Genomic DNA, 12,302 nt, shown 5'->3' on the forward strand with positions numbered 1-12,302 from the left:
TGGGATGCGAATTCGGCAAAGTCTTGCCAAATGCCGGAAAACGACCAAATGTCGCGCATCGCTTCGAACCGCTTCCCCAAAAGCTACGCATTCCCCGAAAGCAGGACATGATGACTCAACGACCGTCGATCGCCTTCGCCAAATTTTCCGCACCCAGGAATGGCACAGTCTTCGTGCTGTCGGCGGATGAGGGCGGCCTGAGCGATACCGCAAAGGCTTGCGATCCGGGCAAGACATTGGGACGGGCCTTTCCGGTGGCCGAGTTCACCGGCAAGTTCGCCAGCGCCGTCGAAATTCTGGCGCCGGAAGGAACGTCGCTCGACCGGCTGGTGGCGATCGGCGTCGGCAAGGTGTCGGGGCTCGACGAATATGCCTGGCTTAGGCTTGGCGGCACCATCGCCGCGTCGCTGCGCAAGGCGACTGAGGTGGCCGTGGTGCTCGACGCGGTTGGCGCCTCGCCGAGCGGCAAGGACGCGGCAAGCCTAGCGGCAGGCATTCTTCTGCGCAGCTATTCCTTCGACAAATACAAGACCCGCAAGGACAAGGACGACGCCGAACCGAAAAAGCCGGTCAAGGTCACCATCCACACCGCCGCTCCGGCCGCTGCGAAAAAGGCCTTCACTGACGCGGAGGCGGTGATCGACGGCGTGCTTCTAGCGCGCGACCTTGTCAACGAACCGGCAAACGTGCTTGGGCCGGTTGAGTTCGCCGCCCGCGCCAAGGAACTCGAGGCGCTCGGCGTCAAGGTCGAGATCCTGGCCGAGAAGGAGATGAAGAAGCTCGGCATGGGCTCACTGCTCGGTGTCGCCCAGGGCTCGCCGCGCGGCGCCCGCATGGCGATCATGCAGTGGAACGGCGGCAAGCCAAAGGACAGCCCGGTTGCCTTCGTCGGCAAGGGCGTCACGTTCGACACCGGCGGCAATTCGATGAAGCCGGCCTCCGGCATGGAGGACATGAAGGGCGACATGGGTGGTGCCGCCGCCGTCACCGGTCTGATGCATGCGCTGGCCGCGCGCAAGGCGAAGGCCAATGTCGTCGGCGTCATCGGTCTGGTCGAAAACGCCGTCGACGGTCATGCCCAGCGCCCCGGCGACATCGTCACCTCGATGTCCGGCCAGACCATCGAGGTGCTCAACACCGACGCGGAAGGACGCCTCGTGCTGGCCGACGCGCTGTGGTACTGCAACGACCGCTTCCAGCCGAAATTCATGGTCAATTTGGCGACGTTGACCGGCGCCGTCATGGTCGCGCTCGGCCAGCACTATGCCGGCCTGTTTTCCAACAATGACGAACTGGCCGAAAGGCTAACGGCGGCGGGGCAGGCGACGCAGGAGCGGTTGTGGCGCATGCCGCTCGGTGCCGAGTACGACAAGCTGATCGATTCCAAGAACGCCGACATGAAGAACATCGGCGGTCGCTATGGCGGCGCCATTATCGCTGCGCAATTCCTGCAGCGCTTCGTCAAGGAGACACCTTGGGCGCATCTCGACATTGCCGGCACGGCGATCGGCTCGCCGTCGAACGAGATCAACCAGTCCTGGGGTTCCGGTTTCGGCGTCAGGCTGCTCGATCGGCTGGTAAGAGACAATTACGAGCAGTGAGCGGGTTCATCCGGTATAGGCTGAAGCGATGGCCGACGTCCTGTTCTACCACCTGACCGAATCGACGCTGGAGGATGCCCTGCCTGGCCTCTTGGAGCGCAGCGTCGACCGCGGCTGGCGCGCCGTGGTGCAGACCGGCACAGAGGAGCGCCGCGATGCGCTCGACCAGCATCTGTGGACCTTCCGTGACGATTCGTTCCTGGCGCACGCGACCGACCGTGAGGCTTATCCCGGTGACCAGCCGATCCTTCTGACCACCGGCGACGGCAATCCCAACGAGGCAAAGATCCGCTTCCTGGTCGACGGCGCCATGCCGCCCGAGCTCGGCGGTTACGAGCGTGCCGTGTTTCTGTTCGACGGCCACGATGCCACCCAGGTCGAGGCGGCCCGGGGGCACTGGAAGACGATGAAGGACGCTGGCCATGCCGTCACCTACTGGCAGCAGACGTCAGACCGCCGCTGGGAGCGCAAGGCGTAGGAGCGCGCCTGTGGCGCACCGCTCGGCGCCCGTACGGGAAGCGGATCGATTCCAAGAACGCCGACAGGAAGAATATCGGCGACCGCTATAGCGACGCCATTATCGGCTTGTCGCGGATCACGCGCTCTACGGCTTTGCCTTGATCCGGTTTTGTTTGGGGGTGGCGTAGTCGCCGTATTTTATTTTCATGAACTCGTCCGTCATGTTGCGATGCGAGCTCCTGAAAACGTACCAGTCGCCATCCGGAATCTTGCGTTGGTAAACCACCCTGCCGGCCTGGCGATGCTCGAAACAGGTGAGGGCGTCGGCGTCGCCTCCTGCTCCGTGCCATTTTGCGCGGAAGCAAAGCTTTCCGCCTCCAGGGATGAACCAGATGCCTTCACCGTAACCCAGCTTGCCCTTGTCCGAGGTCCAGGCGCTGAACTGACGGCGCTGCACGGCAAAATATCCAGCGCCGTTTCCACCCCAGAGCCACGAACGGTTCTGGTACATCTGGTAGAGACCCTCATCGGGCACCGCCTCGGCCTGCTTGGCCAGTTCAGCGACCTGCGCCGCAGTCTTGGCTGTCGCGGGAAGCTGGAAGGCAAGGACACCAATGGAACAGGCAAGCGCCGTTCCGACACAATTCCCCAATACTCGTTTCACAACCCTACCCCACTATTTTACGCCACGCCCACTTCTGCACCTCACCCGGTACAGCACCCCTAGGGCAAGATATGCTGGGTAATCCTCCAATCAGGCAGCCCATAGCCACCCAACCACGGCCACACTTCCTTCTGGTTGAAGTAGACGACCGAGGTCAGAGCCGGAAACTCCGAATAGGACTTGCGGGTGTCGATTTCCCATTTCGAAACATATTCCTGCTTCCCGACATAGCCGAGCTCCGCCACCACGACCGGCTTGTTGAAGCCAGCGACGCGGTCATAGCCGGGCTTCAGCGCTTCAGCGAACGTACGATCGTGGCCCGTCTCGTCATTGTCCTTTTTCTGCAGGCCGAACACCGACAGACCGATGACGTCGACATAGTCGTCGCCAGGGTAATATTTTTCCAGACCCGCTTCGCCCTTGGGTGACCACATGTATTTGGCGGCGGGGGCTGCCTTGCGGCAGATATCGACCTCGCGCTTGTAAGCGGCGATCCAGTCCTTGGGAGCCCAGTTGGCCCAGGTGAAGCGGCCGTTATTGTCCTCCATTTCTTGCGCCCAGCGAATGGTTACAGGGCTCTTCATGGCCCCCACCAGGTTGCAGATTGCCTGCATGTTGGCGTCATACTTGCCGCTCAATATGCCATTGCGCAGTTCGGTCGGGGTGACGCGCCAGTCCTTCGACCAGGTCCACGGCTCGACGGTGATCAACAGCGACCTGCCTCGCTGAAGGGCATAGGCGTCGGCCAAGGGAAGGCTCGCCAGATCGACGTCTTCCCAGGGCAGGAAGAGCTCCTCGATGCTGGCACTCTTGTCGGCACTGAAGTCCCCGTATGGATCATAGGATCCGAACGCCGAAGCGGCACTGCTCGTCTGAACGGGGTCCGTCGCGGCAACCGAGCCGGCGCTTCCCGCAGTGGGGAACGCGGCGCTTCCGCCCAATACCAGCGCGATTGCAAGTGCATTTGCTGCGGAGTGTTTCATGTTTGATCTCCCATGGCTTCAACATCTGCGGAAGTTGAAGCTTCGCCCGTGCGCGTCGATGCTTGATCGACACGATTGCCCAAAACCAATCGGCTCTATTGGTGGAATCTGCGGGATTTCTGAGCGACTTTTGGCGGGCGTGCGAACCTTCGCACGGACCCCACCAAACGATTATCTATCTCTCTCAAGGCGCCAACACAAAGGAGCTACAGAGAGAGAAGGTTCGCCGCGATACTCACAAATTCGCGCCAATATCCCGATATATCATCCCTCGCTAAATTAAGAGCCGGTCGCGGCCAGGAGTCAAGTACAATTAACGGTTGCTTAACCCTGTCATTCGAAACATGGTTAACGCTGCTCTCGAGCCGGATCCCCACCGAACAGCCTTGACCCGTCAGCGAACTTCCAATGCTGAGAGATTTGCCGGCTTGTCATTTCGAGGTTGGTAGGGGGCGGTTATTCCTCTCCCGATTCAAGGCGTTAGGTTAACCAGATCTCAAGAATCATGGTTAGCGAACGCTTAATTTAGTTGACTCTAAGAAGCGTGGACCGATTCTATCGCCGGGATTTGAGAGCTTTCAGCCATCTGTCGGCGGAAGCCCAAAGTGGCGGCGAGTAAGTGTATGAGTACTTCTGTGCGAGCAGGCATAGTCGGCTATGCGAGCAGACGGACGCGTCGGTCCGATACGGCTTTGGCCGCCGCTGCGCGGAAGGGGCCCTTTCTGGTGCCCGTGCTGTCGACTAGGCAGCAATGGGTCTTGAGACTGGCCCTGGCATTCTGGTTCGTCACGCTCGGATTCTTCTGGTTCTGGTGGCTGAAGCCCGAGCATGTCGAGCATGTCGTGCCATACGCATTCGCGACACTCATTCTGGTATGGCTCACCCTCATGCCGTTGTACTTCCTCTTGAACGTGCACGCGTCGAAAAAGCCGTCCAAGCTTCACATGATCCCGAAGCGTTCGCGGGTCGCGATGGTGGTCACCAAGGCCCCGTCCGAACCGTTTGCCGTGGTTGCGCGCACGCTCGAAGCGATGCTGGCGCAGGATTATCCGCATGATACCTGGCTGGCAGACGAGGACCCGTCCGAGGAGACGATCGCCTGGTGCCATGCCCGCAACGTCATGATTTCCACACGGCGCGGCCGCGAAGATTATCATCGCAAGGTGTGGCCGCGCCGGACGCGCTGCAAAGAGGGAAACCTGGCATTTTTCTACGATCACTATGGCTACGAGCGCTATGATTTCGTCGCTCAGATGGATGCGGACCACGTCCCGACGCCAACCTATCTCAGGGAAATCCTGGTACCCTTCGCCGACCCCTCGGTCGGCTACGTCTCGGCGCCCAGCATTTGCGACAACAACGCCGACGAGAGCTGGTCGGCGCGTGGCAGGCTGTTTCCGGAAGGGATGTTTCACGGGCCGTTGCAGTCCGGCCATACCGGCGGCGGGGCTCCACTTTGCATCGGCTCGCACTATGCCGTGCGAACCATCGCGCTGAGGCAAGCCGGTGGTCTTGGCCCGGAACTGGCCGAGGACCATTCAACGTCGATGCTGATCAATGCGGCCGGATGGCGCGGCGTACATGCCATCGACGCCATCGCGCATGGCGATGGCCCGCAAACTTTTGCCGATCTTGTCACGCAAGAATTCCAGTGGTCACGGAGCCTGATGACGATCTTGCTCGAATACTCGCCGAGCTACCTTCCCAAGCTACCGCGACGGTTGCAATTTCAGTTCCTGTTTTGCCAGCTTTGGTATCCGCTGTTCGCCGTTTTTGCGCTTCTGATGTTCGTCATGCCGATCTACGCGCTTTGTTCGGGCCAGAACTTTGCCAACGTGATGTATGCCGACTTCCTGTTCTACTACGCGCCGAACTCGATTGCCCTGGTTCTCCTCGTGATGATGCTGAAGGCGTTCGGTCTTTCGCGCCCGATCACCGCCAAGACGCTCAGCTGGGAAGGGACGCTATTCCTGTTCTTCGCGCGTTGGCCGTGGGTGCTCGCCGGCACGCTGTCGTCGATCCGCGATTATCTGACCAAATCGTTCGTCGATTTCCGTGTTACTCCCAAGGGCAGCGGCCCCAAAGACCTTCTGCCCGCCCGCGTCATCGTTCCCTATGTGGTGCTTGCGATTGGCGCGTCTTTGCCGGTTCTTCTCGTGGATCGTCCTTCGAACGCCACCGGCTTCTACTGGCTGGCCGCATTCAATGCGCTGCTCTACGGGCTGCTTGTGGTTGTGATCGTCACCAGGCACCTCATCGAGAACAGGATTTCGCTGCGAGCCAATGCTGTGAAACTTGCCTGGCAGGCATCGCTCGCCTGTGTCGCGCTCTCGGTTCCGGTGGCGGGATTTTACGACCGCGGATTGGAAGGCATATACGGCCTGCAGCAGGGCGCCGGTCGCCTCCGCATCGTCAGGATCGCCTATGTGGTTTCCGGCGCTGGTCAGGGCGAGGCAGGCGACCGCAAATTCTACTTCGATCCTGGCTGGTACGAGAGTCGGTGACAAACAGAAGAGAGGGATGGTACGCTGGCCAGCCCTGTCTCACCCTCAGCCGGTTGTCATTTGGAGGATCACTTCTGTGGTTGGTATCCTGTCGATCCGCTGCTTTCTGTTGGCGATGATTGTTGCGCAGTCGCTGTTGGTCAGCGGCCCTAACGCCGCGACGGCGGAGGAGGTCGACATGTCGGCGGTCGCCGCGGCCGCGCCGCTCACCCCGGCGGACCTGTTTCACCTCTATGCCGGCCGCACCTGGGTCTGGGAAAATGGCGCTGCCTATTTTGCCAGGGATGGGCGCCAATTTCGAGCCTGGACCGGCGGGGCGAATGCGTCGATCGGCCAGGGCAGGTGGTTGGTCACCAAGGATGGCAAATTATGCATGGATGCAACGTGGAAGACGCTTGCCGGCAGCACGCAGGGGCGAGCCTGTTTCAGCCATCACCGATTGGGCGGCACGATATACCAGATGAAGGATCCCGGCGGTTCCTGGTATGTCTTCCAGGCTTCGCCGGCGCAGCCCGGGCAGGAGTACGACAAGTTCAAATCCGGCGATACGACCGCTGCGACCTTCGATAAGATGCGTCAGATGATCAGCCCTGGCGGGCAGCCAGCACCAGTCAAAAGCGGAGGTTGAGCGGAACTTCCGTCTGGCATGAGCCGTGACGCACCGGTCATTTTCGCAACCCCGCGCCGGACCCTATCCTGACAGGTTGAGCAGACAAGCCGGATCCGTCTCTGTTTGAGCAGGCTGCTCTTGCCGGGCGCCTGTCAAGACATTGGCGAATCGCTTATCGTGATGCTTGAAGCGGTCCGGCGAGCGCGGTCGGATCGCCAGCCGCTGATCGATCGCATCTTAATAATATCTGACAGAACGACCAGACGGTAAGCTCACCATACGGTTTTCAAGAATATTAATAAGTGATGTCTAATGTGCCTGCGTGATGTGGTAGCGAGCGGTTGCTCATGCGGCGTGAAAGCGACGAAAGCAAAGTATGTCGCAACTCGCCTTTGGCAGGGGACACAAGATGAAAAATTCCGCAATGGGCGCGTTTCGCTCGGGCAAAAATAGCGCGTTTGTTATTGTGGCTGCGCTGGTGATCGCGACGGTTTCAGGTTGCCAGAGTGTGGATGCAACCAAAACCAATTCGGTCCTCGCCAAGCCTGTGGCCTACTCGCTTCGCAGCAAATCCGCGGTCCAGCCGGTCCGCGCCTGGTCCATGGCTCATTCGCTCAGAAGCGAACCTCTGATCCGGATGACGAGCGCAGTGCGGACGACTGAAAGAGCTTACGCTTTTGCATCGCCAAGGCGGATCACGGTCCGCACGCCGGCGCCGGTGAAAGCCTCTTACAATCCGGGCAATGGCGGCACGTTCCTGGGGAATTCGCCTTACATCTGCACCCCTAGCGGATTTGGCCAACGCGCGAGCTGCCGCCCCCGCTATTCCTGAGCCATCGAGCGGCGACAGGCGCTGCCGTCCTGGTTGGCGGCCGTTTCATCGGTTTCGTCTCCAGCCCAAAAAATGGGGCCGCCGTCCTGACGATCGTGTCGATGTCGGAAAGCTCCGGCACAAAGCCAAGATGTTCGCGGGCGCTTCCCGGATCGGCATAGAGCTCAGCCGGGTCTCCCGGGCGCCGGGTCCTGAAGACGGCCGGAACCGGTCTTGACGTCATTCGGCTGACCGCCTCGACAATCTCCTTGATGGACACGCCCCGCCCTGTGCCGAGGTTGACCGCCAGGTTTTGTCCGCCGCCCTCGAGATGCATGAGAGCTTTCAGATGGGCGCGGGCCAGATCGCTGACGTGGATATAGTCCCGCACGCACGTACCGTCCGACGTGTCGTAGTCCGTGCCGAAAACCTCGATCTCGTCGATGATGCCTGATGCGGCCATGAGCACCCTGGGAATCAGGTGCGTTTCCGGCGAATGCCACTCTCCAAGCTCGCCTTCGGGATCGGCGCCGCAAGCGTTGAAATAGCGCAGGATCGCAAACTTCATTCCGTATGCGGACGCATAGTCGCCGATGATCTGTTCGCCCATCAGCTTGGTGCGCCCGTAAGGGCTGATCGGATTTTGCGAGGACGTCTCGCGAACGGGCAATGCTTCCGGCACGCCGTAGGTTGCGCAGCTGCTGGAGAAGATGATGTTCTCGATGGAGTTCGCGCGCGCCGCATCGAGCACCGCGATGGTGCCCGTCACATTGGTCGAATAATATTCAGCCGGCTCGCAAACGGACTCGCCGACATAGGCCAGCGCCGCAAAGTGGATAACCGACGCCGGCCGGTACGTCTTCATCGCCCCCTGCAGCGCATCCTGGTTCCGGATGTCGCCGACGACAAGTGGACCCCAGGCGACAGATTTCTCGTTACCGCGGCTCAGATTGTCGAAAACCACCGGCAGATAGCCGGCGGCGGCCAACTGCTTGCAGGTGTGGCTGCCGATGAAGCCGGCCCCACCCGTCACCAGGATTGCCCGGCGAGTCATGACGCCGCGGCTCCTTTGACCAGTTTGCTTCCGTAGAGCAGGGTGTCAAAATAGTCGACGGTATGCGCGAGCCCCTGGCTTAGGCTGATTTTCGGCTCCCAACCGAGATTGTTCCTGGCAAAGGAAATGTCCGGCTTGCGCTGTCTGGGATCGTCGACGGGCAGCGGCCGATGCACGATCTTGGATCGGGAGTTGGTGTAATTGACGACCAATGTCGCCAGTTCCATGATCGTGAATTCGCCCGGGTTGCCGAGGTTGACCGGATGCGCGGGCGCATCAGGCGCATTCATCAGCCGCACAAAGCCCTCGATCAGGTCGTCGGCATAGCAGAAGGAACGCGTCTGCAGGCCGCTGCCATAGACGGTCAGGTCTTGGCCGCGCAGCGCCTGGACGATGAAGTTCGAAACCACGCGCCCATCATCGGGCTGCATGCGGCGGCCGTAGGTGTTGAAAATGCGGGCGACGCGGATATCGAGGCCGTATGTTCTCGAATAGTCGAAGAACAGGGTCTCGGCCGATCGCTTGCCCTCATCGTAGCAGGACCGCGGTCCGTGCGTATTGACGTTGCCGAAGTAGCTCTCGGGCTGTGGGTGCACGAAGGGATCGCCATAGACTTCGGACGTCGAGGCCTGGAATATCTTGGCGTTGTTCTGTCGCGCCAGTTCCAGAAGGTTCAGCGAACCAAGCACGCTTGTCTTGAAGGTATGGATCGGGTCTTCCTGGTAGTGCGGCGGAGAGGCTGGGCAGGCGAGATTGTAGATTTCATCGAACTGAAGACCCAAAGGCAGTGCATTGACGATGTCGTGCTCGATGCACGAGAATCTCGGATTACGCAGGAGGGCATTGAGATTGTATCTCTTGCCGGTGTGGAAGTTGTCCAGCGCGACAACGTCATATCCGTCCCGCAAAAGACGTTCACACAGATGCGATCCCAAAAATCCCGCACCTCCGGCGACCAGGGCGCGGCTCCGGTTCTGGTTGGCGCCCCTTTGACTGTGCCCGGATTCCAGTTTCAGAATCTTGGTAAGCTTACCCATGCTTTCCTCTCACGCACTGCACACGCTACCGCCGGGCCGTGACAAAGCGTTGCCCGGCCACGTCCTTGAGAACGTGACAATCCTCCGCGTCTGCGGAATCGCCATTCATTGATGTGCGTTAATTGTTTTGGGTTCGCGGAGCGGGTGCTACACGACCTGTTTGCTGCCGTTCAGCATTCTTTTCTGCGCCCCAAAAATCGCGATCACACGCCTGGTGCCATCATCGTCGATTTACTCGCCCAAATTGCACATCCCAACGCATTGAAAATATACCTGTGGAAATCCTAGTCAACTAAATTAGCGAAACCTTAACCATCGCTGTTTGCGAATGGTTAATCATGACGCTGCGTCGGCTTCGCGGCCGGACGTTGGGTGTACAGGGCGGATCCTCGTTGTGAATCAGCGTATTGCCTAGGTCACGGAAAAATATCCAGTCGAATGCGGCAAGCTGTTTCGGGGCAGAATCAAAGCTCGACAGTGAGGAGAGCCCGGTGCCGCAATTCAACGCGCATAGGTAGAGTTGCGTGCGTATTGTTGCCCGACAAGGATATGAGCAGAATAGATACGATGGCCTGTGTCAGCGGGCCATCACCGTCAGGGGTCAGCGACGAAACAAGGCAACCGCGCTATCCCAGATTGGTCCGGTTCGCCCTGCTCGAAGCAGGCGGCTTCGGTCCAGAGCTGAGTGCACGGCTGTTCCGCGCCGCGAGCTATTACCTTATGGGTGAGCAAAAGGCCCTTCGGCGGTGACCACGGTCGGTGACGAGCAACTGGCGAGGGGACTTTCCCTCGATATGCTACTGGACGAGATGGAGCGTATCCGCGACAGTGCCAATGCAGGATAGTCGCATCAAGGGGGCATTATTCGCATGCGCTTTCTGTTTGTTCTGATCCTGCTCGCCGGCAGCGGCATCGGTGTCATCTATCCCTGGGCGATGAGCAATTTCTCGGGCCATGAGATCGGCACCTGGCGCGTTTATGAGCAAGGCCGGTTCAAGCCGCTGAAGGTGCCGCTCGGCAGCCGCGACGCGCCGGTGCGGGTGATTGTCGACCTGACTGCAAGGGCCGAACGCATCGTCTCGCAGCAGCGCACGGTGCTGACGCTGACTGCCGCCACCAATGGCCGCACGGTGCTCGCCTCGACGCTGCAGTTCAACCATTCCGACAACCCGCGCCAGGCCAGCCCGCAACTACCCGACAAGATCTTTCGCGATGAGGCCGGCCKCATCGCGACCGTCAGGCCCGGCGCCTACCTCTTCACCGTCGGCCCAGGCGACGCGGAGGATATCCCGATGCGGGCGGTCGACCTCATCCTGCGCTCTGGTGTCGGCGAGATCGACGGCCGCGCTCGGCCGCTCGGCTACTCGCTCATGGCGATCGGCTTGATCGGGTTTTTGCTGACCTTGCGCACCAGTGGCGGCAGGCCGGAAAATCCGAATTCGCAGCCGCCACCGCCGCGCTGGGGCAGGGGTTCCAAGTGAATTATCGCCACGCCTATCACGCCGGAAACTTTGCCGATGTTGTCAAGCACGTCGTGCTGACGCGACTGCTGGAATATCTCAAGCAGAAGGACAAGGCGTTTCGCGTCATCGACACCCATGCCGGCATAGGCCGCTACGATCTGTCCTCGGTCGAGGCGCAGAAGACCGGCGAGTGGCAAGGCGGTATCGGCCGGTTGATCGATGCCCCGTTCGCCGCGCCGGTGGCGGCACTTCTGGCACCCTATCTCGACGCTGTGCGTGCGCTCAATCCCGAGGCCGGCATCCAGAAATATCCGGGCTCGCCGCTGATCGCTCGTCATCTCATGCGCAAGCAGGATCGGCTGTCGGCGATCGAACTGCACCCCAAGGATGCAGGCAAGCTGAGGACACTCTTTGCCGGTGATTTCCAGGCCCGCATCATCGAGCTCGATGGCTGGCTGGCGCTCGGCGCGCATCTGCCACCGAAGGAAAAGCGCGGCCTGGTGCTCATCGATCCGCCGTTCGAGGAAGCGGGCGAGTTCGACCGCCTCGTCGATGGGCTCACAAGGGCGCACAAGCGCTGGCCGGGCGGCATCTATGCGCTGTGGTATCCGATCAAGGACCGCAAGGCGGTCATCGCTTTCAGGAAGGCGCTGAGGCAATCCGGCATTCCTAAGCTGCTCGACATAGAATTCGAGATCAGGCCCGCTTCTTCGGAACCCAGCCTCGACGGCAGCGGCCTGCTGGTCGTCAACCCGCCTTTCACGCTGGAGGGCGAACTGCGGGCGCTGCTGCCGGCTCTGCACAGATTGCTCGCCGTGGGAAAGCCGGCGCACTGGTCAATGGAATGGCTGGCCGGCGAGCAGGCTTGACGGAAGGTTTTCGGAGGGGCCCTTATCTGCAAGGGCTCGTCGACACGCGTCGCTCGCGCTGGCAAGAATCGGCAATCAGTCGGGGGCTTTCTCAAGTCGGCTGACTTGCCGGACAAGCCGACGCGCAGCTCTTGGGAGCGATCCCCGCAGCCATTCCGGTTCCTTGCAAGTCCGGCTTTGGCCAAGGTCGTTCCGAACTGGGAAACCATTGTTTCCACAACCGCTTGACCGCCGCCAAGCGAATCCG

The 12,302-nt window shown here is 60.6% G+C and carries 11 protein-coding genes; 7 read left to right on the forward strand and 4 right to left on the reverse strand.

The genetic code is table 11. The features are described from left to right. Positions 1-110: 110 nt before the first annotated feature. Both AC1D10_RS24125 and AC1D10_RS24130 read left to right on the forward strand, forming a co-directional pair. Positions 111-1,601, forward strand: a complete 1,491-nt coding sequence (locus AC1D10_RS24125; RefSeq protein ID WP_477276632.1) for a leucyl aminopeptidase — start codon at positions 111-113, stop codon at positions 1,599-1,601. 28 nt (positions 1,602-1,629) lie between these two features. Next, the gene (locus tag AC1D10_RS24130; RefSeq protein WP_477276275.1) at positions 1,630-2,079 is read left to right on the forward strand and encodes a DNA polymerase III subunit chi; all 450 of its coding nucleotides are present in this window, start codon (positions 1,630-1,632) and stop codon (positions 2,077-2,079) included. A 126-nt stretch (positions 2,080-2,205) separates the two neighbouring features. Here the strand turns inward: AC1D10_RS24130 and AC1D10_RS24135 are convergent, their stop codons facing one another. Beyond that, positions 2,206-2,724, reverse strand: a complete 519-nt coding sequence (locus tag AC1D10_RS24135; RefSeq protein WP_477276277.1) for a DUF995 domain-containing protein — start codon at positions 2,722-2,724, stop codon at positions 2,206-2,208. 59 nt (positions 2,725-2,783) lie between these two features. Continuing rightward, entirely contained in the window at positions 2,784-3,707 is a 924-nt protein-coding gene (locus AC1D10_RS24140; protein ID WP_379106304.1) for a glycoside hydrolase family 26 protein, read from the reverse strand. Positions 3,708-4,330: 623 nt separating this feature from the next. On the opposite strand from AC1D10_RS24140, the gene AC1D10_RS24145 reads away from it, so the two are divergent. The 3 genes from AC1D10_RS24145 to AC1D10_RS24155 all read left to right on the forward strand — a co-directional run bounded on the left by AC1D10_RS24145 (position 4,331) and on the right by AC1D10_RS24155 (position 7,653). Then, positions 4,331-6,211: a glycosyltransferase family 2 protein gene (locus tag AC1D10_RS24145; RefSeq protein ID WP_477276279.1), complete on the forward strand. Its 1,881-nt coding sequence runs from the start codon at positions 4,331-4,333 to the stop codon at positions 6,209-6,211. 76 nt (positions 6,212-6,287) lie between these two features. Then, positions 6,288-6,839 (forward strand): DUF995 domain-containing protein, encoded by a 552-nt coding sequence (locus AC1D10_RS24150; protein ID WP_477276281.1) that lies wholly within the window; start codon positions 6,288-6,290, stop codon positions 6,837-6,839. Positions 6,840-7,230: 391 nt separating this feature from the next. Continuing rightward, entirely contained in the window at positions 7,231-7,653 is a 423-nt protein-coding gene (locus tag AC1D10_RS24155) for a hypothetical protein (RefSeq protein ID WP_477276283.1), read from the forward strand. Here AC1D10_RS24155 and galE read toward each other — a convergent pair. Together galE and AC1D10_RS24165 are read right to left on the reverse strand one after the other, a co-directional pair. Next, entirely contained in the window at positions 7,607-8,686 is a 1,080-nt protein-coding gene (gene galE / locus AC1D10_RS24160; RefSeq protein WP_477276285.1) for a UDP-glucose 4-epimerase GalE, read from the reverse strand. The genes AC1D10_RS24155 and galE overlap by 47 nt on opposite strands. Continuing rightward, a complete protein-coding gene (locus AC1D10_RS24165) occupies positions 8,683-9,723 on the reverse strand; it encodes a UDP-glucuronic acid decarboxylase family protein (protein WP_477276287.1) in 1,041 nt (346 codons plus the stop codon). Before AC1D10_RS24165 ends, galE begins: the two co-directional genes overlap by 4 nt. Before the next feature lie 869 nt (positions 9,724-10,592). Between AC1D10_RS24165 and AC1D10_RS24170 the strand changes: the two genes are divergently transcribed. Then, positions 10,593-11,204, forward strand: coding sequence for a hypothetical protein (locus AC1D10_RS24170; RefSeq protein ID WP_477276289.1), 612 nt, complete (start codon positions 10,593-10,595; stop codon positions 11,202-11,204). Beyond that, a complete protein-coding gene (locus AC1D10_RS24175; RefSeq protein WP_477276291.1) occupies positions 11,201-12,055 on the forward strand; it encodes a 23S rRNA (adenine(2030)-N(6))-methyltransferase RlmJ in 855 nt (284 codons plus the stop codon). The genes AC1D10_RS24170 and AC1D10_RS24175 overlap by 4 nt, the downstream gene beginning before the upstream one ends. Positions 12,056-12,302: the final 247 nt, after the last annotated feature.

Source organism: Mesorhizobium sp. P2_A8, from assembly GCF_056404935.1.

Excerpts from the sequence above, each read along its gene's own strand:
- AC1D10_RS24130 (WP_477276275.1), top strand. The coding sequence starts at position 1,630 with ATGGCCGACGTCCTGTTCTACCACCTGACCGAATCGACGCTGGAGGAT.
- AC1D10_RS24155 (WP_477276283.1), top strand. The coding sequence starts at position 7,231 with ATGAAAAATTCCGCAATGGGCGCGTTTCGCTCGGGCAAAAATAGCGCG.
- galE (WP_477276285.1), bottom strand. The coding sequence starts at position 8,686 with ATGACTCGCCGGGCAATCCTGGTGACGGGTGGGGCCGGCTTCATCGGC.
- AC1D10_RS24145 (WP_477276279.1), top strand. The coding sequence starts at position 4,331 with ATGAGTACTTCTGTGCGAGCAGGCATAGTCGGCTATGCGAGCAGACGG.
- AC1D10_RS24140 (WP_379106304.1), bottom strand. The coding sequence starts at position 3,707 with ATGAAACACTCCGCAGCAAATGCACTTGCAATCGCGCTGGTATTGGGC.
- AC1D10_RS24165 (WP_477276287.1), bottom strand. The coding sequence starts at position 9,723 with ATGGGTAAGCTTACCAAGATTCTGAAACTGGAATCCGGGCACAGTCAA.
- AC1D10_RS24125 (WP_477276632.1), top strand. The coding sequence starts at position 111 with ATGACTCAACGACCGTCGATCGCCTTCGCCAAATTTTCCGCACCCAGG.